This window comes from Bradyrhizobium sp. CB3481, from assembly GCF_029714305.1.
Taxonomy (GTDB): Bacteria; Pseudomonadota; Alphaproteobacteria; order Rhizobiales; family Xanthobacteraceae; genus Bradyrhizobium.
Genome location: NZ_CP121647.1, coordinates 2,371,440 through 2,398,272, shown reverse-complemented (window position 1 = coordinate 2,398,272; position 26,833 = coordinate 2,371,440). Strand labels below are relative to the sequence as shown.

The window sequence follows — 26,833 nt, the reverse complement described above, 5'->3', positions numbered from 1 at the left end:
CTCCAACTGAGCGGCTGGCTTGTCAACCGCCGGTGAAGCTCAAAGCTCAATTTGGAGGAACGGCTTCGGAGCCCCGCGCTGGGTAATGGCTTTCAATGGATCTAAAAGAAAGGGTGCCTGCCGAGCACGTTCTCCCGAAGGATCATGTACTGCGTATTATTCAAGGTCTGATCGCGGGGCAACTCTTTCGTTATGCGCAACTATCAACCGGCTCTGCGCTGCAGCGCGTGAAGAATCGCGTCGAGAATCTGGAGCACAGCTATCGTTGAGACGCCGTTTCGACACCATCGACGCGAACTCGCCACCCGGCGACAGCAGAATTGGGATCGGACACAAATTTGAATTGGCAGAACCCTGCTGGAGATGGACGGCTATCGCCCCGGACCGGATCAAGCATATCGAAAACCCAGCCATGTGTGTTGATTTTATCCACGGTGTCTGCACAACGGTACATTGCCGTGGCCATGGCCGGCTGTTGAGTGGTAATAAGCCTGACAGTGAACGCGGGTTCCGTCATCCTATAGACTGACGTGACGTAGCTTCCGATGGCCGGGAGCTCCGATTGCAATGGCTGATTGCCTATTGAAAGTTCGGATAGAACCATACGGTTTTGACCAGCGTTTTGGGCCGACGATACTCTGATTTCGCAAATTTCCTGCCGAGCAAAATAATAGCTCAGAACGAGCCGACTCGAAGAGAGTGTGTATGAGATCGGTTTCAACTCGGATCCGCACTCTTTGATCTCTAATTTTAGCGATCGGGGATAAAGAATTGGATTGTAGAGTCCAAGGGACAAAAGGTTTGCGCTGACGGGCCTCCTCAACCGTAAATGAAGATGCGTTTCCCCGTTTTCAGATGGGGCGAAATACGTATCGTCCTTGCGGTCAAATAATGTTTCTACTCCGTATCCTGGCACCGTTGGCGTCGAGCTGATCACTTCGATATTCCCGGCCAACTGGTCTAGCGGCATCGGAGTTGCCGGACGCGAAGCTAATCGGAGGACACCATTCGATTCTCTCATTGTGCCGTAGGCATCGAAATTCGCGTCATCGAAAAAGCTCTGCCATCTCAGCCACGCGCGCTGGAAGAACTTGTCGTGGGTGATCTCAGCAAGCGTCTTGAGCTGAACGGCATGCCCGATCGCGTAGCCAGTTGTTGCTTTCGGATACGGTCTGCTGCGGCGATCCAGTACCGTCCAATCACCAGTATCGTAGGCAGGCAGTGATGCCTTGAGGCTGGCGAACGCCTGATCCAACTGTTCACTGGCGTCCTTGTCGTTGGGAAATAGCCGCACGAACTCGTACAGGCCGAAGACTGTGGAGACGTTTCCATTCCATACGAACGACGGAGGATCTGATGGATATTCCTCGAACCAAATTCCGCCTTCCGGGCTTTTTGCCAACACCCCACCCTTGTCACGAGGCAGGAACATGAAATTCTTAAGCTTCTTGATCAGCGGCAGAACCGAGGCGTCCGCTGTATCATAGTGATAGCGGATCAGAGCTGAGATAGCTTGTCCCTGCGCTAGTCCAGAACGCCAACCCGACTTAAGTCCGTAGCCATCCCATGGGAACTGATATTCGTAAGCAACCATATCCTGGCCTGCAGGCACATGATGCGAGGTTATCCACCGGATCTGATCAAGATAGGTCTTGCGCGCCTCGACACTGCCTGTTCGCTTGTAGGTGTGATAACATCCGAGCGCCGTCTGACTGATGGTCACTGGATTGTACTGTTTGCCGAACTGATCGTAAGGAACCTGGACCACACCTTCCGTATCGAGAGGATACCCTCCACATCCTCCGAGGTCATATTGTGTGACAAGGTTCGCTTGCGCAAGTGCAGAAGATACTGCGAGGCAAGACGCCAGAAGAGATGCAAGAATCGAGGTGCTCGACTTCATCAGGAACCGGCGTGAATGGCGTTGTCGCAAGATGACCTAATCCAACACTTGGTCGATGTAAGAAACGCTTGACCTGACGTATTTTGGCCTGAGGTGCATGGCGTCTCTGTAAATTGGGTCTCCATCGTCGGTGACTGTGGGGCAGTTACCACCAGGGCAGAGATTGGACAGCGGATCAATGATCTTAGCGCCAGCTTGCTCAAGCGCTTTGCGAAGGAGGGCCGTGACCGAAAGACCTTCATCTTGACTCGACAAAGAAATCGCGGTCGGGACAATATCGAACGAGGTCAGGTGTCGCCGAACCATGCTTATGGGGTGCATAGATGCTGCAAAAGGGATGTTCATGATTGCATAGACAGTCCGACCGTCGGCAATCATCGATTTTGTCATTGCTGCCAAAGCGTCTATCGCAGCAGTCCGTCCCGCAGGTGTCGCTAATCTCTGATCCTTGTACCGGTAAACTGATGTCGATCCTAGATAGCCCCACCAATGTGCGCCGAGCACGACGGTCTTGATGTTTTTGTTTTGCACGATAGCCTTGGCCGCATCCACGAGGCCAGCGCAATACGGATGTAGAACCTCTGTAACGTCGGGGATCGGTGGGCATCCGCCGTAGGTGAGGAAGTAGATGGAGCTTTGGCTAGCTGTCTCGCTATGCGATGCAAGGGCCTGAACGCGAGGCCAGTACATCTCCATATTGCTGTCCCCGAAGAAGAGAACAGCGTTTGGACCGTTCGTGCCCTTGTATTTTCGAAGCACATGGCCGCGAACAGCTTCGGCGGTGAGATCATCGGTTGGGTAAGACCATTCGCTAGAAGCGTCAACGATGCGGTCCACTTGGAACCGGTGGGCGTTTGATCGCACGTTGTCCAAAGCGATCAGGTGCCCTGTAAGGCCCAATGACGCACATAATGTTGCCAGACCCGCTGCTGCTGCTCGCCGAACTTGCGGCCGGCCGAAACGAATAGGGCGTTCGATGAGATAGAAAGTGGCTATCGAGCAGGCGACTGCGAGGAACACGAGCAACCAAGTTTCGCTGTCGCCGAGAGCGCTGCCTTTGTAGATCGTGGCGAACGACAAGACCGGCCAATGCCAAAGATACAAGGGATAACTGATTAGGCCGAGGAAAACCGCCGCGCGGTTGGCCAAGAGAATACGGTTTACCGTCGCCTTTGGACCGGCAGAAATAAGTAAGGCGGCGCCTAGAACTGGAAATAGAGCGCGCCATCCGGGGAAGAGTTGATGGCTGTCAAAAAGCGCTGCAGCCCAAGCAATCAAGGCCAAGCCTAACACGGCGCGGACCTCGCGCGAGATAACGCTCTCGATGACGTCGAAAACCATCGATGTCATGCTCTTGTGAAACTGTGCGCGGTAGGCAATCAGGCAACCGACGAGCAATTCCCACGCTCTTGTCGTCGGCATGTAGAATGTCGAGACAGGTTTGCCAGCAACTTGCGCAATGTTAAGGACGAACGAAGCGATCAGGCCGATCCATATGAGGGCGCTCAAGGCGCGCGTGCGCCAGTAGACGAGGAACACGGCCAGCGGCCAGGCAAAATAGAACTGCTCTTCTATCGCCAGAGACCATAGGTGCAGCAGTGGCTTCTGAATCGAGGCCTGATCGAAATACCCTGCCTGATTCATGAAGACGAAGTTGGCGAAAAAGAACGCGCCGCCGCGTACTTCCTGGCCCAGACGAAGCCAGTCATTTGGTAATAGCCACAGCCAGCCAACCGCGCATGTCAGGCTAAGAACCAGCGCCAGAGCCGGGAAAATGCGGCATATTCTGCGGACATAGAATTGCAGAAAAGAGAAGCGATTGGCTTCCATCTCGGCAAAGACGATACCCGAGATAAGGAACCCTGAGATGACGAAGAAGACGTCAACCCCAATGAAACCGCCAGGCAGAGCGCCAGGGAACGCATGATACAGCACGACTGTGCCGATTGCGATGGCCCGGAGACCGTCGATGTCTGGACGATAGACTAGGCGATTCATTACGGACGTGCCCCCCATCCGCCGAAGCCTCTAACACCAGACGGCCAATCCGAGCAACCCTATGACAAGATTAGAATATGAATCACGGGCAAACGATTGAAATGGAAGGCGATTCTGAAGCTCGACGATCATTCATTCACCTTCGACCCGGCCTCCGCTTTTGGGATGGACCTTTACCGAATCCGTCCGCCGCGTTGTAAGTTTAGCTGATCAAGGCTCCCACTGCGAACTGCAAGTTGGCTACCTCCCCGTCCACGAAGGCTTCCGTTTTTCACTGAACGCCCTAAGGCCTTCCTTGGCGTCTTCCGTCATCGCCAGCAATGCGATCTGGCCTTCGGTGTAGGCGATGCTCTCGTCGAACGACATCGAGGCGATCGCCCGCATCGCATATTTGCCGCGACGGATAGCCGTCGGAGACTTGTCGACGATGCGGCTGACCAGCCAATCCACCTTGGCATCGAGCTCGGCCGCCGGCACGACGTAGTTCAGCAGGCCTGCTTCCTTGGCGGCATGCGCGTCAAACGGCTCGCCGGTCAGCGCCCACTCGCTGACCAGCCGCTTTGGCGCGATCGACTGCAGGAGGCTCAACACTTGCATCGGGAACACGCCGACCTTCACCTCGGGCAAACCGAACACCACGTGATCGGCGGCGACCGCCATGTCGGTCATGCACAGGAGGCCCATGCCGCCGGCCATGCAGACGCCCCCCACCCTCGCGATCGCGGGTTTGGTGGCGTCCTGCGACAACCGCAGCAGGTCGGCGTAGTCGACGTTCGGCCTGGAAAAATCCATCGCAAAGGCAGCGCCGCTGTTCTGCAGATCCGCCCCGGCGCAAAACGCCTTGTCACCCGCCCCCGTCAGCACGATGACGCGGACATCCTTGTCGTCATGCGCTTCGCGATAGCCACGGGCGATACCGGCGACCACGTCGGTGTTGATGGCGTTGCGCTTGTCAGGCCGGTTGATAGTGATCCAATACGCCTGTCCGCGCTTCTCGCGTACCACGCTGCTTGTGTCGGTCATTGTTCCGCTCGCCCTATCTGTCCTTGATCTCTGAGCATTTGCGGCAGGATAGCGGAGGACTGCAAGCGGGAATTAGATCGCCGGTGCGGCCTTCCTCATCCAGACCTTGTTGTCATGAAACGCCGCGCCGCCGACGGGAGCCACCGCTTCGGCGCCGGTCAGCATGTTGATGCCGCGGCCGCCGATATGGGCCTTGTTCGGATGGATGGACTCGGCAATCAGCACGCCGCGCCGCACGCCGTCGAATAATTTCGCCGTCAGCGTGGTCTCGCCGCGCATATTGCCGAGCGTCACGGCATCGCCATCGGCGATCGAGAGGCTCGCGGCGTCTTCCGGATGCATCATCACCGTCGGTGCGCCCTCGCGCGCCTGCGATCCCGGCGTTTCGTTGAAGCTGGTGTTGAGATAGCTGCGCGACGGAGACGTTGCGAGACGGAATGGATGCTTGTCGTCCGCTTCCTCGATGATCGTCCAGTGATCAGGCAGCGACGGCATCTCTGACCACGGGCCGAGCCCCGGCTTGCCGAACGGCGGATTGGCCCAGTCGGCCTTGAAATGGAACTTCTTGTCGGCATGCGCAAAGCCGTCGAGATAGTGCGAGGTGCGAAAATCCGGCTGGATATCGCGCCACAGATCCGCTTCCAGCGTTTCGATGTCGCCGTGGCCGCTCTTCTTCAGCGTTGCGTCGATCAGCTCGCGCGGCGTCATCTCAAATCCGGGATGCATGGCGCCCAGGCGGCGCCCGAGGCCTTGCAGCACTTCATGATTGGAACGGCACTCGCCGGGTGGATCGATCAGCTTTGCGCCGACTGAGATGTGCTGATGGCCGCCGCCATAGTAGAGATCGTCGTGCTCCATGAACATCGTGGCGGGAAGCACGACGTCGGCCATGGCGGCCGTCTCGGTCATGAACTGCTCGTGCACCACCACGAATAGGTCTTCGCGCGCAAACCCCTGACGCACCAGCGCCTGTTCGGGCGCCACCGTCACCGGATTGGTATTCTGGATCAACATCGCCTTGACCGGGCCACCGCCCTTCAGCGCTTCGGCGTCCCCGGTCAGAATGCGCCCGATCTTGGACTGGTCGAGCCAGCGGGTCGTCGGATCGATCGCGTCGTGCCCCTCGATGATGGATTCGTCGAACCGCCAGATCCCGGCATTGTTGAAGAAAGCTCCGCCGCCTTCGTACTGCCAGGCGCCGGTCACCGCGGGGACGCAAAGCGCCGCATGCATCTGCGCCGCGCCGTTGCGGCTGCGGGTGAAGCCGTAGCCGAGGCGGAAGAACGTTCGCTTGGTCTGGCCGACAGCCCGCGCGAACGCCTCGATCTCGTCGACCGGCACGCCCGAAATCCGCGAGGCCCATTCCGGCGTGCGGGTCTTGAGATGCGCCTCGAGCTCATCGGGGCAATCGGTGTAGCGATCCATATAGGCGCGATCCGCATAGCCCTCGCGGAACAACACATGCATGACGCCGCAGGCAAAGGCGCCGTCGGTGCCGGGCCGGAGCAGGATCTTGATGTCGGCCTGCCTCATGGTGTCGTTGTTGTAGATGTCGATCGCCGCGATTTTTGCGCCGCGCTCCTTGCGGGCGCGCGAGGCATGCGTCATCACGTTGACCTGGGTATTCACCGGATTGGTGCCCCAGATCACGACGAGATCCGAGACGCCCATTTCGCGCGGATCGACGCCGGCGATCTTGCCCGTGCCAATGGAGAAGCCGACGCGCGCGATATTGGCGCAGATCGTCGAATAGAAGCGCGAATACTTCTTCACATGCGCGAGGCGATTGATGCCGTCGCGCATAACGAGCCCCATGGTGCCGGCGTAGTAATAGGGCCAGACAGATTGAGCGCCGAATTCGCGCTCGGCCTGATCGAACCGTGCGGCTATTTCATCGAGCGCATCATCCCAGGAAATCCGCGCGAACTGGCCGGAGCCTTTCGGTCCAGTGCGGCGCATCGGATAGAGCAGCCGGTCGGGATGGTGAATGCGCTCGGCATAGCGCGCGACCTTGGCGCAGACTACGCCCGCCGTATAAGTCTGTACCTTGGAACCGCGGACGCGGCCGATCGAGCGGCCCTCGATCACCTCGACGTCGAGCGCGCAGGCCGACGGACAATCGTGCGGACAGGTGGAGTGGCGGATATCGATCTTGGCATGCTGGTTCATGCGTTTTAGGTAACATCAAACGCGGCGGCCGCCGAGAGCCTTTGTCCGGCCGTGCACCTGCAAAAACGGCCTCTAGCCATGCATCAGGCGCCCAGATAGGCGCCACCATTGGCGTGGATCGCCTGGCCATTGATGTAGCGCGCGCCGGGGCCGCAAAGGAAACGTACAGTTGCAGCAACATCTTCCGGCAGGCCTCGATTGCCAGTGATGGTTTGATGAGTGAGATGATGCGCCGGCTCGGGCTTGTCGTTCGGCCGCGGTGTGCCGATCAGGCCGGGAACCACGCAATTCACGGTAATGCCGTCGTCGGCCAGGTCGTGCGCCAGCGCGCGGGTGAAGCCGATGATGCCGGCCTTCGCCGTCACGACATGCGCGCGATTCTTCGCTCCCGTATGCGCGCTGAGGCCACCAATGTTGACGATGGTCCCGCCGCCCGCCTTGCGCAGGGCCGGCAGGCAGGCCTTGACGCAGTGGAACGTTCCATCGAGCGTCACGTCGAGGATTTCGCGCCATGCCGCATAATCCATCTCAGCGAATGGCTTTTCGCGCCGCAGCGCAGCGTTGTTGATAAGGATGTCGATGCCACCGAATTGTTTTGCCGCAGCATCGGCCATTGCCTGCACAGCTGCGACGTCGGCCACGTCGCCGATATGAACCAGCGCCTCGCCGCCTGCGGCCTCGATCTCGTGGGCGACGGCTTCCGCTTCAGTGCGGTTGCTGCGCGCGTTCACCACTACGGAAGCACCGCCTTCCGCCAGCGTCAGTGCGATCGCGCGGCCGATATTGCGGCCCGCGCCGGTGACGATGGCAACTTTACCTGAGAGTTCTTTCATCATGAGGCGCTATCCACGCAATGAGGTTAGATCGATGCGTCCATCATATAGACCGGCCAGCAGTTGCAGCGCCGTATCGCTCTGCCCGGCATTCCAGCCGCCATGTGCTGCGTTGAGCCTGAACTTGTCGATCACGTCCTGCCGGGTCAGCGGCTCCTGCGCGCCGCCCCGCAGATAGGGCTGCCGCTCCTCGACCACGCTGCCATCCCGGAGGCTGGCGCGGATGTGGCCGGTGTAATTGTTGGGATAAGGATTGTCCGGATCGATCACGAATTTGACCTTGGCGGCGAGCGCGAGCACGCGTTCATCACTGACAGCACTTTCCGTGAACGCACCGAGCCCGACGCCGCCATGCACGAATCCGGCGGCCAACAGGTAAGGCACGGCGAACTTGGCGGCATAGCCGTTGGGCGGGCGCTGCTTGTCGGCAAGCGGCTCCCAGAGGCGGTGCACGGTCCCCTCCGCGACCTCGCAGACGATCTCGACGACATCCTCCGGCTTGATGCCGCGCGCGGCCAGCCGACGCGCACAATCGATGTAGGGCTGCGCCATGGTCCCGCATGGATAGGGCTTGAAAGCCAGCGTATCGGTCACCCAACGCGTGCCGAAATCGTCGGTCAGCGCGTCGTAGTCGCCTTTCGTGGTGTGCGCGAAGCCATGGAACAGGCCGTGCCCCCCTTCGAACACCGTGCGTGGTCCAACGAACCCTGCCCGTGCCAATAGCGCCGCGCGGATCCCCGATTGGGCCGCCCATCCGGCATGCAGCCGTTTGGTCCACGCGCCCTCGGCAAGATATTCGATGATGCCGCCGGCCATGCTGCCGGCGATGCCGAGCGCATCGACGATCTGCCGAGCATGGAGGCCAAGGGCCGCACCGACACCAGCGGCTGCCCCCATTGCGCCGAAAATCGCCGTCGGATGGAATCCTGCCTTGTGAACGGCTTTCGGCACCACGAGACTCAAACGACACAGCACTTCGGTGCCGACAGCGATCCCGATCAGCGCCATGCGACCATCCGGATTGTGCCGCTCGCAGGCGGCGAGCACCGCCGGTACAACCACGGCCCCAGCATGCACCGGGCCGCCTTCAAAGGTGTCGTCGAAATCCTCGCCATGCGCGGCCGTGCCGTTGACGAAAGCGGCTCCCGCGGCATTCAGCATGCGCTGATGCCCGATCGCCGTGCATGGACCATCGTCATCACAGCCGGTTAGCGCGCTTTTGACGTAATCCTCGTTGCGCGCGGTGACGCAGAGGCCGACCACGTCGATCAAGAGGTCCTCGCACTTCCGCACGGTCGGCGCCGGCAAGGCGCCGGAGTGGAGCGCGGCGATCCTTTCGGCCAGCGTCTCGGCGACCGAAATTCTGGGCAATCCAGAAGCCATGCCGGTCAAACGCGGAAGATCTTCGTGTAGCGCGCCTTGATGGCCTCGCTCTCCTTCTCAACCGCCGCCGCGTCGTCCTTCATAGTCTTGATGTCCTTGAGTGGTGTGCGCCCTGCCTTCTCGACGGTTTGAGAATGGACCGAGCGGAGGCCGCCGACGTCGATGATGAGTTGCTGGGCCTCCCGGCTCAGACTGAACGACTGAAACAGCCTTGCCGCGTTCGGATTGGGGGCATCCTTGAAAATGCCGTTGGGCCCGATGATCAGCGGCGAGCCCTCCGTGGCATAAACCGGCTCGACCGGACGGCCGGCCTCCTTCATCTGGAAGATGTTGTATTCGTTGCCGTCGGCCATCACCGCCCTCTCGCCGAGATCGAGCTTCTTCGGCGGATCGGCGGATGACTGCACCTGCATGATGTTCTGCTTGGCGAGCTTTTCAAAATAGCTCCAGCCGAGATCGCGCTGCATCTGGTAGGTCGCGGTCATGATGGTGCCGCTGTAACCCGGATGCGCCTTGACGATCTTGCCCTTCCATTTGGGATCGAGCAGATCGGCAAAGCTCTTCGGCGCGTCTTCGGCCTTCACGAGGTTGGTGTTGTAAGCGATGATGCTGAGCCAGACGCGAAAGCTCGCAAACTGGCCGTCAGGATCCTTGTGCTCGGCCGGATAGTATTTTGCGACCTCCTCCGGCACAAAGGGCGCCAGGATGCCCTCGCGCTTCCAGACGATGAAATGCGCCGCGTCCGACGAGTTGACCACGTCGACGGCGTGGATGTTGCTGGAATATTCCTGGCCGATGCGCTGGAACACGCGCTCCGCACCGGTGCGCTCGACCCGCACCGCGATGCCCGGATATTTCGCCTCGAAGGCTTTCGCCAGCTTCTCCGCGACCGGCAGATCGGTCGAGGTGTAGTAGATGACCTTGCCTTCCTTCTTCGCCGCCTCGATCAGCGCCGGTGTCACCGCTTCCGGCGGCGGCGCAGCCGCCATCACGCGGGTGGAGAATGCTGCGCCTGCGAAAACGGCGCCGGCGCCTGCCAGTACATGGCGGCGCGAAATCCCTGGGTGTTTCATTTGTCGTTCCCCGCGCTGTTGGCGAAGTTGAGTACCCCATACGCCCATCCATTATTCCCATGGATCGGCGGCTGTCCATGGCTGGCAGGTCATGGCGGACAGCGCGCCGACCGCCGAGCGCGGTGCGCCGGGCGATGGCTTCTACCAAGGGATGAAACCAGAATGGCGATTTGCTATCGTTGCACTGCAACCGCGTCTGATTCGCCCGAGTTTCCAGGGAATCCGGCCATGACCGTTTTCAAGTCAGGCGACCTTGTGGTGCTCAAATCCGGCGGACCGACCATGACGGTCGATGCCGTCAACACAAGCATCTTTGACGACGGCAAGGTCACCGGCGTGGTCTGCGCGTGGTTCGTCGGGCAAAAGCTCGAGCGCTTCCGCTTCGAGCCTGGAGCTCTCGAGCTGGCCAATCCGCACGAAGTGCCTCCGGCAGGCCCGTCAGGCGAGGCTTCTCCGGCGACAGCAGAGGAATACGCGGTCGCGCTGGATAGCATGGCTGGCGCGATGAACACGCCGCCCGATCGTCCCGAGCAGGTCGAGCCGACGAAGGCAGCACCGAAGCGGCACAAGGGCGCGGCAAGCGCTGAACTTCCGAAACACACGCACTGACCGGATATCCGTCCTTGGTATAGGCGCCGCCGCATGGCCCGCACGGTTTGCGGGCTTTAAGGGCCCCCGCTTAGCGGCTAGACTTGATCCCTAAACTGGCAGACAGACCAGGACAGGGAGATGGAAATGAGGGGCCTGAGGCTTGCGCTCGTGCTGGCGCTGTTTGTGACGCCGTGCCTCGCGCAGGATTACCCGTCGCGTCCCGTGAAGGTGATCGTTCCGTTCGGCGCCGGGGGACCGGCCGACGTCACCGCTCGCCAGATCGGCAGCATTCTGCAGGAAAGCTTCGGCCAACCGTTCGTGGTCGAAAACCGCACCGGCGCCGGCGGCGTGATCGGCACGCAGGAGGCGGTGAAGTCGCCGCCCGACGGCTATACGCTGCTGATGATGTCGAACACGCAGACCGCGAATGAATCGCTGGTCCCGCAGCGCAAATATGAACTGATGCGCGACCTCGCGCCGATCGCGCCGGTGAACTACTCCGACCTCGTCATCGTGGTTCATCCTTCCGTGCAGGCCAAGACCCTGCAGGAATTCGTTGCGCTTGCCAAATCGCAGCCGGGGAAATTGAACTACGCCTCGTCGGGCCAGGGCACGCCGTATCACATGGCGGGCGAGCTGTTCAAAGCCATGGCCGGCGTCGATGTGCTGCATGTGCCCTATCGCAACAGCGGCGAGGCACGCAGTGGCGTGATCGGCGGCCAGGTTCAGATGATGATCGACGCGCTTCCGGCAATGGCACCTAACATCGCTGAAAATCAGGTGCGCGCGCTGGCGACGACGGGCAAGATCCGTTCGACCGTGCTTCCCAATGCTCCGACCGTGATCGAGGCCGGCGTTCCCGGTTATGAGGCCACCATCTGGCTCGGCTTGATGGCGCCCGCGGGCACGCCAAAGCCAATCATCGACAAACTCAACGCGGCCGTGAACGACATCGTGAAACGGCCTGACATCATAAAACTATGGTCCCAGCAGGGCGTCGTGCCTATGTCAATGAGCGCAGCCGAATTCGACAAATTCCTCCGCGACGACATCGTGAAGTGGGCGGAGGTAGTCAAGAAGTTCGACAAGCCGCCGCAATAAGAAGCCGCAAGAGAAGGCCTGCCCGCGATGCCAAGCGTTCGAATTCGCCTCAACGGCGTCGAGCTGGAAATTGACGCCGATCCCGACCGCTCATTGCTGGATATTCTGCGAGGGCAGCTCGGCATGACCGGACCGCATTTCGGCTGCGGTGCCGGCGAGTGCGGCGCCTGCAATGTGATCGTCGGCGATCGCGCGGTCTCCGCCTGCGATACGCCGTTATGGTCGGTGGCGGACAAGGATGTCACCACCATCGAAGGGCTGGGAACGAGCGAGCGGCCGCACCCGCTGCAGCGTGCCTTCATCGCCGAGCAGGCCTTGCAATGCGGCTATTGCGTCTCCGGCATCCTGATGAGCGCCGCGGCGCTGTTGAAGCGAAACCCGTCACCGACGAGCCGCGAAGTGAAGGAAGCGCTCGACCGCAACCTCTGCCGTTGCGGCTCGCACAACCGCATGGTGCGGGCGGTGCTCCGCGCCGCGCAAGAAATGGCGGCGGCACCATGAGCCAGCAGGCGCCAGCTCGCTCTCCGCCTGCCCTGCCGGTAAGCCTCGCAGCGAATCCGCGACTTTCGGCGTGGCTTAAATTCTCGAGCGATGGACAAGTAGCGATCTCGCCCGGAAAGGTCGAGATCGGACAAGGCATCGTGACGGCCCTGGCGCAGATCGCCGCGGAAGAGCTCGATGTCGCTCCGTCTCGCGTGCAGATGGTCCGCGCGTCAACCGCCGCCAGCCCCAACGAGGGTGTCACGTCGGGCAGCCTTTCCATCCAGCAATCCGGCCGCGCGCTGCGTCATGCCTGCGCCGAAGCCCGCCAGATCTTCCTGCAGCAGGCCGCGGAACGGCTTGGAGTCGATATCGATGCGCTCGACATCGAGGACGGCACCATTTCAGGACCGGGCAACGTCACGACGAGCTACTGGGAGCTTGCCGGGGAGGTCTCGCTCGACCGCGACGCGACGCCGGGCGTCAAGCCGAAGGTCGCCGCGCGCCGGACGGTAGCGGGCAGTTCCATTCCGCGCATCGACATTCCGGACAAGGTATTTGCACGGCCGCGCTTCATCCATGACCAGGCATTAGCGGAAATGCTGCATGGCCGCGTGCTGCGCCCGGAGAACGCGCGCGCGAAATTAGTCGGGTTGAACGAGGATGGTGCGCGTTCGGCGGACGGCTTGGTCGCGGTCGTACGCGACGGTAGTTTTGCGGGGGTGGTTGCCGAAACCGAGCATGATGCGGAGGCAGCACTCGCTGCACTGCGCAAGGGCACGACGTGGTCCGAGGGCGAGCCGCTGCCGGACGAAAACGATCTCGCCAATTTCCTCAAAGCGCAGCCGTGCGAATCCACAATCATCGCCACGAAGGCCGCCGCATCGCCCGGCGCGGCGACACGGACCATCCGGCGACAATATACCCGTCCCTATATTGCGCATGCATCGATCGCGCCGTCCTGTGCGATTGCACAATGGACCGGCGACCGCGTCCATGTCTGGACCCACAGCCAGGGCGTCTATCTGCTGCGCGCTGACCTTGCGATCGTTCTCAAGCTTCCCGTCGAAAACATCACCGTCGAGCATATGGAAGGCGCGGGCTGCTACGGACACAATGCCGCCGACGACGTTGCGCTCGATGCCGTGCTGCTCGCCAAAGGCGCCGGCGGCCGGCCCGTGCGGGCGCAATGGTCGCGGCAGGGCGAAATGTCGGATGCGCCGTTTGGCGCGGCGATGGCGATCGAGGTCGAGGCCGATCTCGACGCGCAGGGTGAGATCATCGGCTGGCGGCATTCGATCTGGAGCAACGGCCATGCGGCGCGGCCGGGGCGCGCGGCACAGCCCGCCCTACTCGCCGCGTTCGAGTTGGAGAACCCGTTTCCCCGGATGATTTCGACCAATCCGCCGCAGGCCAATGGCGGAGGCGGCGATCGTAACGCGATCCCGCTCTATGATTTTCCATCCTGGCATATCGAAAGCCATCGTCTGACGACAATGCCGGTTCGCACCTCCGCGCTGCGGACGCTGGGCGGACAGGGCAATGTGTTCGCCATTGAATCCATGCTCGATGAAATCGCGGCCGAGCGCGGCGAGGATCCGGTCGCGTTCCGGCTGCGCCACTTGCGGGACGAGCGGGCCAAGGATGTCATCCGTGCCGCCGCTGCGCGCGCCGGGTGGAAGCCCGAAAAAAGGCCCGGGATTGGGTACGGCGTCGGCTTCGGACGCTACAAGAACACCGGCGCCTATTGCGCTGTTATCGCCGAGATCGAGGGCGCGGAGGACATCAGCGTCAGGAAACTGACGCTGGCCGTCGACGTCGGCGAAGCGATCAACCCAGACGGGGTCATCAACCAGATCGAAGGCGGCGCCATTCAGGCGACGAGCTGGGTGCTGAAGGAACGCGTCCGCTTCGACCGGCAGCGCATCACCAGCACAAACTGGACGGAATATCCGATTCTGCGCTTCAGCGAAGTGCCTGATGTCGATGTCGAATTGATCCAGCGGCCCGATATGGATCCGGTCGGCGCCGGTGAGGCCGCCCATGGCCCGGTTACGGCGGCCATTGCCAATGCGGTGTTCGACGCGCTCGGTGTGCGCGTCCGCAATTTGCCGATCACACGGGACAGGATCATCGCGGCGATGGAATTGACTTGATGAGCAGCCTGAACATCCTGAGCGGCGGAGCGGCGCAGGGCCTCGTCACCAGCCTGACGCCGGCCTTCAAAGCCTTTACCGGCTTCGACATTGCGGGCGAGTTCGGCGCAGTCGGTGTCATGGCCGACAAATTGCGCCAGAGCACACCAGCTGACATCGTCATCCTGACCGCGGCGCTCCTCGCCAAACTTGCGCAGGAGAAGCTGGCGGTTTCTGCATCGATAACCGACGTCGGCCTGGTCGAAACGGCCCTTGCTGTCCGAACCGGTGATCCTCCGGCCAGCGTCAGGGATGCCGCAGAGCTGCGTGAAGTCTTGTTGTCGGCCGACGCGATCTTTGTGCCGGATACCGGAACCTCGACGGCCGGTATTCATGTTGCAAAAGTCCTTCGGCAACTCGGCATCGCCGAGCAAGTTGCCGGCCGGCTCCGGATTTTCCCAAATGGAGCGACCGCGATGCGAGAACTGGCGGCGTCCAAGGCTCAGCGTCCGATCGGGTGCACGCAATCGACCGAGATCATCAGCACCAAAGGCGTCGACCTGTCTGGTTCTCTGCCGACGGGCTGCGAGCTCGCCACCATGTACACGGCAGGTATCACGACTACCGCCGTCCACCCGCGCCAAGCCCAGTACCTCATCGAGCTGTTGACCGGTGCCGGACAAGGAGAGCAGCGGACGCGCGCCGGTTTCATCGGCGGCCGGAGCTAGTGTCGCCGGATCAACTGGTGGATGGCGCTCTGCAGGGCTCGATTTTGGTTGTCAAAGTCAATTCATATACTAATATATTAATTGAGGAAACAGCCATGCCTGCCCGCGCATCGAAAAAGACGGCCCCAACGGCTCGGCGAATTGCCACCGGCACCCGCCGCAGCGGCAGACCGCGCGCGGCGACGGCGGCGTCCAGAATTTATTCCGAGCTTCGGGCCGAACTGCTATCGCTGCAGCGACGCCCTGGCGAAGCCATCTCCGAAGCACAGATCGCGCTGTCCTACGGCGTGAGCCGTACCCCGGTCCGCGAGGCCATTCTCAAGCTATCGGATGAAGGCCTGCTGGAGATCTTTCCGCAATCCGGCATCTTCGTCTCGCGCATTCCCATCGCGGCGCTGCCGGAAGCGATCATCATCCGCAAGGCGCTGGAGGAGACCACCGCGCGGCTTGCTGCGGAACGCGCGACACCGAGCCAGATACTGGCGCTGCAGTCGATCCTGGAACGCCAGCGCGAGGCGAGCGCCGCTGGAGACAGCGACACGTTCCACCAGGCCGACGAAATGTTTCATGCTGCAGTCGCCGATGTCGCCGGTTATCCTGGCATCTGGAAATATATCCAGCAGGTGAAGGTTCACGTCGATCGCTATCGGCGGCTCACCCTGCCCCAGCGCGGGCGGATCGCGAAGGTGATCGTCGAGCACGAGGCCGTCCTCACGGCGATCGAGGCGCATGACGCCGAGCGCGCAAGGCGGGCGATGGAAATCCACCTCGAAAGTCTTATCGAGAACATCTCGGCTACTCAACACATCAATCCGGAGTACTTCGACGAGCAACCGTAGAGTCTGGAAAGTCCACAACCGATAAACAAACAAAGAGGAGGAACACATGAAACGCCGCGACTTCATCAAATTGAGCGCAGGGCTCGGAGCGACCCTGGCGACCACGACGTCGCTATCGCCCGCCTTCGCGCAGACCAAAATGGTGCTGAAAGCATCCGACGTACATCCGCTCGGCTATCCAACGGTCGAAGCCGTCGTCCGGATGGGCAAGAAGCTGGAGGCCGCCACCAACGGCCGGCTGACGATCCAGATGTTCCCCTCGATGCAGCTCGGCGGCGAGAAGGAAATGATCGAGCAGGCGCAGCTTGGCGCGCTGCAGATCGCCCGCATTTCGGTGGGCGCCGTCGGTCCTGTCGTCGACGACGTCAATGTCTTCAACATGCCGTTCGTCTTCCGCAACTCCAAGCACATGGAGAAGGTGATCGACGGCGAGATCGGCGACGAATTGCTGGCCAAGATTTCCGCCAACGAAAAGACCGGCCTGATTGCGCTGTGCTGGATGAACGCCGGCTCGCGCAACGTCTACAACAACAAGCGGCCGGTCAAGACGATCGCCGACCTCAAGGGGCTCAAGGTCCGCATGATGGGCAACCCGCTGTTCGTCGACACCATGAATGCGCTGGGCGGCAACGGCGTCGCGCTCGGCTTCGATCAGGTTTTCAGCTCGATGCAGACCGGCGTGGTCGATGGCGCCGAGAACAATCCGCCATCGTTCATGGCGCAGAACCATTATCAGGTGGCCAAGTATTTTACGATGACCGAGCACCTGATCATTCCAGAGCTTTTGGTGTTCTCGCGAATCTCCTGGCAAAAGCTGTCGCCGGAAGATCAGGCGCTGATCAAGAAGCTTTCAAGGGAAGCCCAGCAAGAGCAGCGCACGCTCTGGTATGAAGCGGAAAACGCCGCCATCGAAAAGATGAAGGCTGCCGGCACCGAGATCATCACCGACATCGACAAGAAGCCGTTCCAGGAAGCCGTCAAGCCGGTTTGGGACAAATACGGCGCGAAGTATGCCGCGATGGTCAAGCGTATCGAAGCGGTCCAGTAGGATCGCGCACGACTGGGCGTGACCGGTTTTGTTCAGCCGGTCGCGCCCCTTATCGCTCGCGGGATCAAGTACGCCCGCTATTTCCGAGGTCAAGATGTCTAACTCTGCGGCCGGAATCTTCCGGCGTGTGAACGATACGGTTTATTGGACCGGCGCCGTGATCGGGTGTGTCGCGCTCGTGCTGGTCTCGGCGGTGATCCCATGGGCCGTCTACACGCGATACATTCTCAACAGCGCCTCGTCATGGCCCGAGCCGATGGCGGTGCTGCTCACCGTCGGCATCACCTTCATCGGCTCGGCCAACTGCTACCGCCAGCGCATCCACATGAACATGACGGTCGGTACCGACCTGCTGCCGCCGCTGCTGCGCCGCGCGTCGCTGTTCCTCAGCGAAATACTGATGGGCGTGATTGCCATCTTCATGGTGATCTGGGGACTGCGGCTGGTCCAGACCACCTGGGACAATTCGGTGGACGAGTTTCCGTGGCTTTCGGTCGGCATCACCTATCTGCCGATCGTGGTCAGCGGCGCCATGATGCTTCTGTTCGTCATCGAACGCCTGACCATTGGCCCGCCGCCGCGCGACGGCGCTGACGCTCACGTACCGGTCGAGTAAACTGCCATGGATATTGCGGTTCTGCTTCTCAGCATGTGTCTGTTCTTCGCGATCGGTATGCCGATCGCCTATGCGCTGGCATTGTCCTCGCTCGTCGGCGCGCTCTGGATCGACTTGCCGGTCGGCGCGGTCATGCAGCAATTTGCCAGCGGCGTCGGCAAGGTCTCGATGCTGACCATCCCCTTCTTCGTGCTGGCGGGCGCCATCATGGCCGAAGGCGGCATGGCCAAACGGCTGGTCGACTTCGCGGCGGTCCTTGTCGGGTTCACGCGCATCCGGGGCGGCCTCTCGCAGGTCAATATTCTGGCGACCACGATCATGAGCGGCATCTCCGGATCGTCGGTCGCCGATACCTCCGCGATCGGCTCGGTGATGATCCCGCAGATGGCCGCCAAGGGCTATCCGCGGGTGTTCGCCACCAACGTAACCATCAGCGCCTCGCTGCAGGCGATCATCGTCCCGCCAAGCCATAACTCGGTGATCTATTCGCTGGCGACCGGCGGCGTGGTGTCGATCACCAGCCTGTTCCTGGCCGGCGTGCTCCCCGGCCTGCTGCTCGGCTTCTCGCTGATGGTGCTCTGCCTGTTCTATGCCTATCGCGACAAGCACCCCAAGGGCGAACCCGTTCCGATCCGGCAGGCGGTCAAGATGCTGGGCGACGCCATATGGGGGATCGTGACGCTGGTCATCGTTCTCGGCGGCATTCTCACCGGCGTCTTCACGCCGATCGAGGCCGGCGCGGTCGCCTGCGTCTGGGCGTTCTTCGTCACCATGTTCATCTACCGCGACTACAAATGGTCCGAGCTGCCGCTATTGGTCTACAAGACGCTGCAGACTGTAGCGATGGTCCTGACGCTGGTGGCAACCGCATCGTGCTTCGGCTACGTCGCCGCCCTGATGCAGATGCCGGCGAAGATGACCGAGTTCTTCGTCGCCATATCGAGCAACAAATACGTGCTACTGATGTGGCTCAACATCATGCTGCTGATCCTCGGAACGGCGCTCGACCTCGCGCCCCTGCTGCTGATCTGCACCCCGATCCTGCTGCCGGTGGTGAAGAACTTCGGCATCGACCCCGTGCATTTCGGCATCGTCATGCTGCTCAACCTCGGCATCGGCCTGTTGACGCCACCGGTCGGAACGACGCTGTTCGTCGGATGTGCCATCGGCAAGGTTTCGGTCGACGAGGTAATGCGCGGCATCTGGCCGTTCTACTACGTGATGTTTACAGTGCTGATGATCGTAACCTACGTGCCCTGGCTGTCGCTCGCGCTGCCAAGGATGTTCGGGTTCTAGTTCGGGCACCGCAAGTGCACAGCGGGGGAGATGCCGCGTGAAGATCGTCGATCTCAGCCGGGAGCTATATCATCGCACCCCGAGCTATCCCGGCCATCCGCCGGTCATTCACGGCGTTTGGAAGACTCACGAGGAATCCTTCGCTGAGTCCGGCAATGTGCACGGGCTGGCCTCGATGTTTATCTCCATGGTGGACCATGCCGGCACCCACATCGACGCGCCCCGGCATTTCGGCAAAAGCGGCATATCCATCGACCAGTACCCGCTGGAAAAATGCATCGTGCCGGGCATCTGCATCGACCTGCGCCACATTGCGCCGCGCGCCGAGATCACGCCTGCCGATCTCGAAGCGGTGGTGACGAAGGCCGGCGTAGCGGTGCCGAGGGGCGGCACCGTCCTGCTCTGCACCGGCCATCACGAGCGGACCTTCCCCGGAAAGGAATATTCGACCGACAATTCCGGCGTGAACGTCGCCGCCACCGAATGGCTCGCGCAGCAAGGTGTGGTGCATTTCGGGATCGATTCGATGCGGCCCGGACCCGAAGGCAAGGTGAATGCCCTCGTCCACAAAGCCTGTCTCGACCTCGACATCACCCATATCGAGAGCCTGTGCAATCTCGAAGCGCTGCTGGGGCATGGCCGGTTCACCTTCATCGGCCTGCCGATGAAGTGGCGTGGCGGGACCGCCTCGCCGATCCGCGCGGTGGCGGTGTTCGATATGTGAAGGCAGGCCCGCCGGCCCGCGTGCAAGGAACTAACAGGCCTACTCGCCCTCGCTGCCGGACCCCGCGTCGGCGAGATCCCGAAGCGCCTCGGCATTCAACACGACGATGGCGCCATGCTCGAGACGCACCCAATCGCGGGTCGCCCAGGCGCGCAGCTGCTTGTTGATGCTCTCCCGGGTCATGCCAACCATCTCGCTGATCTCCTGCTGGGTGATCGCGATGGTCCGGCCCGGCTGGGCCGGCTTGTGTTTCTCGGACAACCGAAGCAGCGCACTGGCGAGCCGCCCGGGCAGATTCTGCAGGATGATCTGCTCGACCTGATCGCTGGTCCACCGCAGCCGCTCGCATAGCAACTCGATGAACTTCATCGCCAGCGCCGGCTGCTCCTTCACGAAGGGGATGAATTCGCGCCTGTCGATGACGAACAGCTCGCAATTGGAGTTTGCGATGGCATCGGCCGAGCGGGCTCCGCCATCGAGCAGCGCGATCTCGCCGAAGATTTCTCCGGGCTCGATGATATTGAGGATCGCGTTGCGGCCATCCGGCGAAGAAATGCTCATCTTCACCGTGCCCGAAATAACCGCATACAGGCTGTTGCCCGGATCTCCCTTGGCGAACAGCGTGGCGCCGCGCTTCAACGTGGTATGCTTGGCGTAGCGGCAGAGCTGGTCAAACGCCTCGGGCTCGAGATCGGCAAAGAACGGGTGCTTGCGCAGCACCGACAGTTTGCCGTTCGAGAATCCGTGAGCTTCACCCGTCCTTTGTTGAGGCACGACAGTCAAACTCCAGGGAACACGGGATTGCAGCCCTTCCGTAATCAAGGCAGGCCGGCTTTTCAACCGGAAAGCGCCCCCGTCGCGGCGATTTGGCGGCCTCAAACAGCCCATGCCTTAACGGCAGAACAATGGCTGGACCGCCCTTTCATCCCGGCAGGCGGGATATTTGCAGCAAAAAGCCAGCAAAACCGGAGGGTCTTGCTGGCCGCTCTAATTTTACGCGATGAGGCTATTTCAGCGAAGAATTCGGACAAAGCATGTGAAGTCCAATATGCATGTGGCCATTATGGGCAAAGATCCTAACTTTCAGGTCATGCGTCCCGTCGACGTTTTCGCCCACTTTCAGCACCAGCGGCATCGGGTTTGGGGACCGCAGATTGGTCGCAATGACTTCGGTAATTTTGTCGCGGATTGCCTTGGGAATGGCACCGGAGTGCTTTTCCCACCTGTCGTGCCCGGCCGTCGACCCTGATTCGTCGGCCCAGTTTTCCTTCTTCGGCACCAGAAATTTTGTGAATTTCCCGAATGCGTAGGGGCCGTTCTTCTTTTCGTATTCTTTGAATTTCTTCGCGGTTTTGCTGATATTCTCCGGACTGTACAATTCGTTGATGTGTTCTTCAAATTTTCCGCTGTAGACTAACCCGCCCATTTCTTGCTTCTTAAAAGCGGCTGACCGCCGCAGCCATAACGCGGCCATATTATGTCAAATGTCGGAGAAATTGGAGCGTTCGGCCCCGGCACCCTGTAGATGCACAGTCATTTTTGACAGGCCGGAGGAGCTGAAGGTCGGACGAGCCCCTTCGCCTCATCTGTCCGGGCTAGAAGCCGCCAAAAGCCGGGCGAGCGTCTCCTTGGCCGCTCCCAGCAAGGGCAGTGCTTCGAGATTGGCGGTGAATGCGATGGTGCGCTCCAGGCAGGCCATGGCCTCCTCGCGCATATGCCCGCCTTGCGAGGCGAGAATATTGGCCTCGGCGCTGGTCGCCAGCGCCTCGATTCCCGCATATCCCTTCTGTCGCGCGCTGGCTTGGCAAGCACGCAGGAGGGCCAGCCCATGCTGGACGTCGCCGAGTTGGGCATAAGCCGCCCCAAGATATGCCGGCACGGCGACCTTGCTGGTTTCATGGCCGAGACTGTCGGCTTCATGCTTGGCCTGCAGCAATATCTCCGTTGCACGCTTGGGATGGCCTTGCTGCGCGTAGATATTTCCGAGCGCGGTCATGATGAGGGGCCCGAACAAGCGCGCCTCGCTTTCACGCGAGCAGCGTAACGCCTGATCGAGAGCGCTTTCTGCGTCTTCGAGATCGCCGCGCATCAACAGCACGATGCCGCGCCCGTAATCCGCTGCGATCATGTCGTAAGGGCGGCCGCTCGTCTCTGCCAGAACGGCCGATTTTTCGGAGCACTGTTCGGCCTCATCAAATTCACCCAGCCATGCATGAATGACGGCGTTCATCATGTAGCAAAGCACAAGCAGGCTCGAGCCCGTCGTTCCTGGAGGAACGTTTTCCGGCGCCTTCGTAAGCATTGCGGTGGCCTTCGCGATATGCCGCTCCGCATCCCGATATCGCCCGGCTAGAAAATAGGATTGACCAAGGCCGTATTCGACAAAAGCAAGCCAGCGGGCGCTGTTCATCTGGTTGGCCAGAGCGACAGCTTCTTCCGCTACTGCGATCGCTTCATACGGCGTTCCGTAGAAGTTCAGCGCCGCAGCCCTGATCGCGATGGAAGCAAGCCGCCGCCCTTCATCGCCAATCTTCCTGGACCGAGCTTCCCCATCGTGGCCAAGACCGAACCACTCCTCGATACTTCCAAGCGACACGAACGAGAGCCGCGCCTCGATCCGAAGGTCAATCGCCCGTTGCTCGCGCGCCATCGATTCAGGCTGCTTGTCCACCGCGTCCATGGCGATCTTAAAATATTCCGTAGCATCCCGAAACGCGGACTTGGCGAACGCCTTCCTGGCGGCCAAATGGCCATATCGATCGGCCCTGGTCCAATCCTGCGCCTTGACGGCATGATGGCAGAGAGCTTCCGCAACATCCTCCTCCCTGCCGGCGGAGGTTGCCTCGAGCGCGGTCAAGGTCCGCCGATGCAGCACTTCCCGTTGCGAGCGAAGAATCGACTCGTAGGCGACCTCGCGAATGAGATCGTGGGCAAACACGTACTCGATCGCTGGGCTCGACCGTGCCTCCTCCAGAAAGTCCAGGATCTCCAGCGACCAGAGCCGGCTTTGCAATTGCGCGAGCGGGAGCTCGGTCATGGTAGCAAGCAGATGAGGCGATACGCGCGGCCCGAGAACCGAAGCCAACTGCAGCATCGCCTTTTCTTCTTTCGGCAGACGATCGATCCGCGACGCGATCACCCCTTGTACAGTGGGAGGGATTTCGAGCGTGTCCCAGGATACCCTCTCCTCGCCCGCGGCACGGCGATTGATGAGCTGCCGGGCAACCTCCTCGATGAAGAGCGGGATCTGTCCGGTGTGACGGAGGATACGGGCCTTGAGCGTATCGAGTTCGGCAGCCGTGCCGAGCAAATTGTCGAGCAGCACATTGGCCGAGGCAGCATCGAGCGACCGAAGCCATATACGCACTACGTCCAGGCCTTCGAGCCAGGCTGGCGTATACTCCGTCCGCCAGGTCAACAGCACCAGCAGCGGCCGGCTTGCTGCAAGCGACATCAGCGCTTCAATCACCGTCTCGCTCTGGCTGTCGATCCAATGCAGATCTTCCAGCAATAAAACCGTGGGCCGCGACGAGACCATTTGATCAAGCATGCTGCGGACGGCATCGATGATCACGCGCCGCCGCAGCAAGGGTTCAAGATTTCGCCAGCGCGGGTCTCCGACGGGCTCGTCGAGAACCGAATTGAGCGCCGCTGGCCAAAGCTCGGCGTGAGATGGCGCCGGTTCCTCGCTGGTGCCGAAATAATTCGCAAGGGTCGTCCCCTCCGCCTGCAGCGCGCCTTGAACTAACCTCTTCAGCAATGCATAGGGCGCCGCTTGCTCCAGCGGATTGCATTCGGCTTCGATGACCTGCCAATCCCGTTGCCGCAAGGTCGTCACGAATTCATGGACCATGCGGGACTTGCCTATTCCCGCCGTTCCCACCACCGCCGCGATCTTCCCGGAAGCACCGACCGCTTGCGCCGCGCGCTCGAGCTGCGAAATCTGTTCATTCCGGCCGACGAAGGATGAAAGGACACTGGCCGAGCGAGCCCGCCAGCGGCTCAAGCCGCTGATTTCGACGACTTCGTAGCAGGGCACCGGGGCGGCAAATCCTTCCATCCGCTTCGGCGGCAAGGCGTTGAAGGTCACGATGCCGTTCGCCAGACCGTGGCAGGATTCCGATGCGAGAACTTGTCCGGCGTTCGCTGCGCTTTCAAACCGCTTCACCAGATGGACCGCAGGCCCGCCCGCTTCATAGATCGAAGAGAAGTCTGCTTCGATGACATGGGTGACGACGTAACCTGAGTGAATGCCGACCCGAACGTTGAGCTTGGGATCTTCCAGCAGCTTGATACGGCGAACGAGCTCGATGCCGGCGTGGCAGGCCATCACCGCATGATTGTCGTCGGCGCGCGGAGCACCGAACAGCGCAATCAGCCCGTCCCCGCCTTCCTTGCTGACGATCCCGCGGTTGCGGCGAACTGCCGTGCGCATCGCGATCAGGGCCGGCTCGAGCCTGGAAATCGCCTCTTCCGGATCGAGCTCCGAGATCAGATCGGTCGAACGCTGCAGGTCCGAGCAGAGCACGGTGAGGAATTTACGCTCGCCGGCGATGCGGCCACGGGCTTCGGATGCGGGCGGGCTCGCGGGCTGGTTGGGTACAACCGCGCCGCATGCCGAGCAAAACAGGTCGCCAGCTCTCAGCGTCGACAAACAGACCTGGCAGGACACCCTCAGCTTCCTCCATCCACCTTGTTCAGACTAGCGAAAGATCCAGATCGAACAAGTACTTACGTTGTCGATCGAGATCGATGAAGGTTCTGACGGGTATAAGCCATGATGCGCTGGATCTCGAACCGAAGGACTGGAAGGGAGGTTGATTCAACCACAACGGGACTTCCGTAGCAGATAACCTGGCATGCAACTAGGGGATGCCCGGTAGCGGAGCTATGCCGGACGCAGCACCGGCCGGCGGCGCCGTTCGATACGGCTATTCCTTGGCGATTCCCGTTTCCCTGATCACACGCTCATACTTGGCGAGTTGATCGCGCGTCATCGCGCGCAGCTCCTCCGCCGAACTGCCGCGTACTGCAAAACCCAGCTCTTCAAGCTTGCGGCGAACGTCGGGGTCGCCGACCGCCTTCAATACCTCGGCGTTCAGGCGCGCGAGAATACCCTTTGGGGTGCCCGCCGGAGCAAGGATCGCGAACCACGAGTTGAAGAAGAAGCCGGGCAGACCGGATTCAGAGACGGTCGGCACATCGGGAAACTGCGACAATTTCTTCTCCGTGGTCACTCCGATCAGCTTGAGCTGACCGCCCCGGACGAGCGTTGCAACCGTGCCCAGCCCTTGGAAACCGACGGGAATCTGACCGGCTGCAATATCGGTCGCGGCCTGGGTGGCGCCCTTGTAGGGCACGTGCGTCAACGATATGCCGGCCGCGGACGCAAACATCGCCATCGCCAGATGCTGCGGGCTGCCCGGTCCGCCCGAGCCGTAGTCGATCTTGCCGGGCGCCGCTTTCGCAGCCGCGATGAGATCGGCGGCACTCTTGAAGCTCGCCTGATTGCTGGCAACCAGTCCCCACTCCACCGTTGCGACCAACGACACGGGCTCAAAGTCCTTCAGGATGTCCCAGCGCATCTTGGTCTGCAGGTTAGGCACCATCGTCATGATGCTGTCGTTGAATCCGCCAATCGTGTAGCCATCCGGCTCGGCGCGAGCGACCGCCTCCGCTCCAATCAGGCCTGACGCCCCCGGCTGGTTCAGGATCACGATCTGCTGGCCCATATTGTCGGCCATCTTCTGGGTAACGATGCGCGCGGCGACATCGACCGCGCTTGCCGCGGCCAGCGGCACGATCATCTTGATAGGCCGGTCCGGATAGTTCGCCTGCGCGATCGCGTGTTGGGTCGAGAACACCAGGAACGCAGGGATCAACAATCGGATCAGGCGCATTTATTCCCCCAATTGGCGGCACGTTTTCATGACCGGCGCCGCCACTTATGGGAAAAGCTTGCCCTTGAACTGCCCACTTTGCAACGATCCCACAATGTGGGATGGCCCTGCAGGCGAATCGCCTTGCCGCCCGGTAGCAGGCGCGGCGGCGATCACAGCAGCTTGCCGTCCGGCCCGAAGAACGGATGTGGGCCGTCGAAGCTGCCGATCGGGACCTGGTGGGTCACGACGGTACCGAACCCGTCGCCCGGAAACCAGCTATGGAGGTAGAAAGCTGGCGGCTCGACCTTGAAGGAAGGTTCGCGCAGTTCGGCCAGATCGAGATCGACCGCGTGATTGGGCGCCGGGCAGATCGTGGTGGGCACGCCCGCAAACATGGTCAGCGCAGCCCGATGGACGTGCCCGGTTGCGATCAATTGCACACGCGGATGACGCCGCACGATAGACGCAAGCTGGCTTGCGTTGAGGAGGTTTTGCCGGTCCATGTGCCAAATGCCGGACTTGAACGGCGGATGGTGCAGGAACAGCAGCGCCGGCCGCGCGGGCGAGGAAGCAAGGCTCGCATCAAGCCATTGCAATGTCGGTTCATCGAGCTCGCCATGCGGCTTCCGGTGCACGCTCGAGTCCAGCAGCAGGAGATCAAGCCCGGCGACCTCGATCTTCTGGTTGAGCGGCCCGGACACAAAGGCGTATGAAGCGGAAGGAAACGCCGCGCGCATCAATTCCCGCGAGTCGTGATTACCGGGAATGCCGGCAAATGGAAGCTTGAGCGGCGCCAGCAGCCGCTTGAGATATTGATACTCCTCGGCCGTCGGCGTATCCGCCAGGTCGCCCGATATCACCACAAAGTCTGGCGCCGGATCGAATTCGTTCAGCGCAACAACGCAACGCTCGAGCGCTTTTGCAGTGTCGACCTTGCCGTAGGCAAGTGACCCCGGCGGCTTGATATGCAGATCGGATATCTGGGCAATATGAACCGGTTTTGGCGACATC

23 protein-coding genes are annotated in these 26,833 nt (G+C 61.2%); 11 read left to right on the top strand and 12 right to left on the bottom strand.

All coding sequences use genetic code 11. The features are described 5' to 3' along the window. Nucleotides 1–95: 95 nt before the first annotated feature. Nucleotides 96–269: a hypothetical protein gene (locus tag QA643_RS11560; protein ID WP_283033287.1), complete on the top strand. Its 174-nt coding sequence runs from the start codon at nt 96–98 to the stop codon at nt 267–269. Here QA643_RS11560 and QA643_RS11555 read toward each other — a convergent pair. The 7 genes from QA643_RS11555 to QA643_RS11525 form a co-directional block, all read right to left on the bottom strand. Then, a complete protein-coding gene (locus QA643_RS11555) occupies nt 260–1,903 on the bottom strand; it encodes a D-glucuronyl C5-epimerase family protein (protein WP_283033286.1) in 1,644 nt (547 codons plus the stop codon). The two genes, QA643_RS11560 and QA643_RS11555, sit on opposite strands and share 10 nt — an antisense overlap. Nucleotides 1,904–1,939: 36 nt before the next feature. Next, nucleotides 1,940–3,901, bottom strand: coding sequence for an acyltransferase family protein (locus tag QA643_RS11550; protein WP_283033285.1), 1,962 nt, complete (start codon nt 3,899–3,901; stop codon nt 1,940–1,942). Nucleotides 3,902–4,141: 240 nt separating this feature from the next. Continuing rightward, the gene (locus tag QA643_RS11545) at nt 4,142–4,924 is read right to left on the bottom strand and encodes an enoyl-CoA hydratase/isomerase family protein (RefSeq protein WP_283033284.1); all 783 of its coding nucleotides are present in this window, start codon (nt 4,922–4,924) and stop codon (nt 4,142–4,144) included. A gap of 72 nt (nt 4,925–4,996) precedes the next feature. After that, nucleotides 4,997–7,093 (bottom strand): molybdopterin oxidoreductase family protein, encoded by a 2,097-nt coding sequence (locus QA643_RS11540; protein WP_283033283.1) that lies wholly within the window; start codon nt 7,091–7,093, stop codon nt 4,997–4,999. Between the two features lie 83 nt (nt 7,094–7,176). Then, entirely contained in the window at nt 7,177–7,929 is a 753-nt protein-coding gene (gene fabG / locus QA643_RS11535) for a 3-oxoacyl-ACP reductase FabG (RefSeq protein WP_283033282.1), read from the bottom strand. 6 nt (nt 7,930–7,935) lie between these two features. After that, nucleotides 7,936–9,297 (bottom strand): MmgE/PrpD family protein, encoded by a 1,362-nt coding sequence (locus QA643_RS11530; RefSeq protein ID WP_283033281.1) that lies wholly within the window; start codon nt 9,295–9,297, stop codon nt 7,936–7,938. A gap of 17 nt (nt 9,298–9,314) precedes the next feature. After that, nucleotides 9,315–10,382, bottom strand: a complete 1,068-nt coding sequence (locus QA643_RS11525; protein ID WP_283033280.1) for an extracellular solute-binding protein — start codon at nt 10,380–10,382, stop codon at nt 9,315–9,317. Between the two features lie 228 nt (nt 10,383–10,610). On the opposite strand from QA643_RS11525, the gene QA643_RS11520 reads away from it, so the two are divergent. The 10 genes from QA643_RS11520 to QA643_RS11475 all read left to right on the top strand — a co-directional run bounded on the left by QA643_RS11520 (nt 10,611) and on the right by QA643_RS11475 (nt 19,940). Further along, on the top strand, nt 10,611–10,991 hold the full coding sequence (locus tag QA643_RS11520; protein WP_283033279.1) for a DUF2158 domain-containing protein: 381 nt from the start codon (nt 10,611–10,613) through the stop codon (nt 10,989–10,991). A gap of 126 nt (nt 10,992–11,117) precedes the next feature. Further along, complete coding sequence (locus QA643_RS11515) at nt 11,118–12,074, top strand: tripartite tricarboxylate transporter substrate binding protein (RefSeq protein WP_283033278.1); 957 nt, start codon at nt 11,118–11,120, stop codon at nt 12,072–12,074. Nucleotides 12,075–12,101: 27 nt separating this feature from the next. Continuing rightward, nucleotides 12,102–12,575 carry a (2Fe-2S)-binding protein gene (locus QA643_RS11510; protein WP_283033277.1) on the top strand — a complete coding sequence of 158 codons (474 nt, stop codon included), beginning with the start codon at nt 12,102–12,104 and terminating at the stop codon, nt 12,573–12,575. After that, the gene (locus QA643_RS11505; protein ID WP_283033276.1) at nt 12,572–14,710 is read left to right on the top strand and encodes a molybdopterin cofactor-binding domain-containing protein; all 2,139 of its coding nucleotides are present in this window, start codon (nt 12,572–12,574) and stop codon (nt 14,708–14,710) included. The genes QA643_RS11510 and QA643_RS11505 overlap by 4 nt, the downstream gene beginning before the upstream one ends. After that, nucleotides 14,710–15,417: a substrate-binding domain-containing protein gene (locus QA643_RS11500; protein ID WP_283033275.1), complete on the top strand. Its 708-nt coding sequence runs from the start codon at nt 14,710–14,712 to the stop codon at nt 15,415–15,417. Before QA643_RS11505 ends, QA643_RS11500 begins: the two co-directional genes overlap by 1 nt. Nucleotides 15,418–15,512: 95 nt before the next feature. Next, the gene (locus QA643_RS11495; RefSeq protein ID WP_283033274.1) at nt 15,513–16,256 is read left to right on the top strand and encodes a GntR family transcriptional regulator; all 744 of its coding nucleotides are present in this window, start codon (nt 15,513–15,515) and stop codon (nt 16,254–16,256) included. Nucleotides 16,257–16,302: 46 nt separating this feature from the next. Beyond that, on the top strand, nt 16,303–17,304 hold the full coding sequence (locus QA643_RS11490) for a TRAP transporter substrate-binding protein (RefSeq protein ID WP_283033273.1): 1,002 nt from the start codon (nt 16,303–16,305) through the stop codon (nt 17,302–17,304). Nucleotides 17,305–17,398: 94 nt separating this feature from the next. Continuing rightward, nucleotides 17,399–17,920 (top strand): TRAP transporter small permease, encoded by a 522-nt coding sequence (locus QA643_RS11485; protein WP_283033272.1) that lies wholly within the window; start codon nt 17,399–17,401, stop codon nt 17,918–17,920. A 6-nt stretch (nt 17,921–17,926) separates the two neighbouring features. Further along, nucleotides 17,927–19,216 (top strand): TRAP transporter large permease, encoded by a 1,290-nt coding sequence (locus QA643_RS11480; RefSeq protein ID WP_283033271.1) that lies wholly within the window; start codon nt 17,927–17,929, stop codon nt 19,214–19,216. Nucleotides 19,217–19,253: 37 nt separating this feature from the next. Beyond that, nucleotides 19,254–19,940 carry a cyclase family protein gene (locus tag QA643_RS11475; RefSeq protein WP_283033270.1) on the top strand — a complete coding sequence of 229 codons (687 nt, stop codon included), beginning with the start codon at nt 19,254–19,256 and terminating at the stop codon, nt 19,938–19,940. Nucleotides 19,941–19,979: 39 nt separating this feature from the next. Here the strand turns inward: QA643_RS11475 and QA643_RS11470 are convergent, their stop codons facing one another. From QA643_RS11470 to QA643_RS11450, 5 genes are all read right to left on the bottom strand, one after another. Then, a complete protein-coding gene (locus tag QA643_RS11470; protein WP_283033269.1) occupies nt 19,980–20,714 on the bottom strand; it encodes a Crp/Fnr family transcriptional regulator in 735 nt (244 codons plus the stop codon). Between the two features lie 232 nt (nt 20,715–20,946). Beyond that, on the bottom strand, nt 20,947–21,414 hold the full coding sequence (locus tag QA643_RS11465) for a hypothetical protein (protein WP_283033268.1): 468 nt from the start codon (nt 21,412–21,414) through the stop codon (nt 20,947–20,949). Between the two features lie 108 nt (nt 21,415–21,522). Beyond that, a complete protein-coding gene (locus QA643_RS11460) occupies nt 21,523–24,468 on the bottom strand; it encodes an AAA family ATPase (protein WP_283034774.1) in 2,946 nt (981 codons plus the stop codon). 403 nt (nt 24,469–24,871) lie between these two features. Then, complete coding sequence (locus tag QA643_RS11455; RefSeq protein WP_283033267.1) at nt 24,872–25,840, bottom strand: tripartite tricarboxylate transporter substrate-binding protein; 969 nt, start codon at nt 25,838–25,840, stop codon at nt 24,872–24,874. 152 nt (nt 25,841–25,992) lie between these two features. Further along, entirely contained in the window at nt 25,993–26,832 is an 840-nt protein-coding gene (locus QA643_RS11450; protein WP_283033266.1) for a phosphodiesterase, read from the bottom strand. Nucleotide 26,833 lies beyond the last annotated feature (1 nt).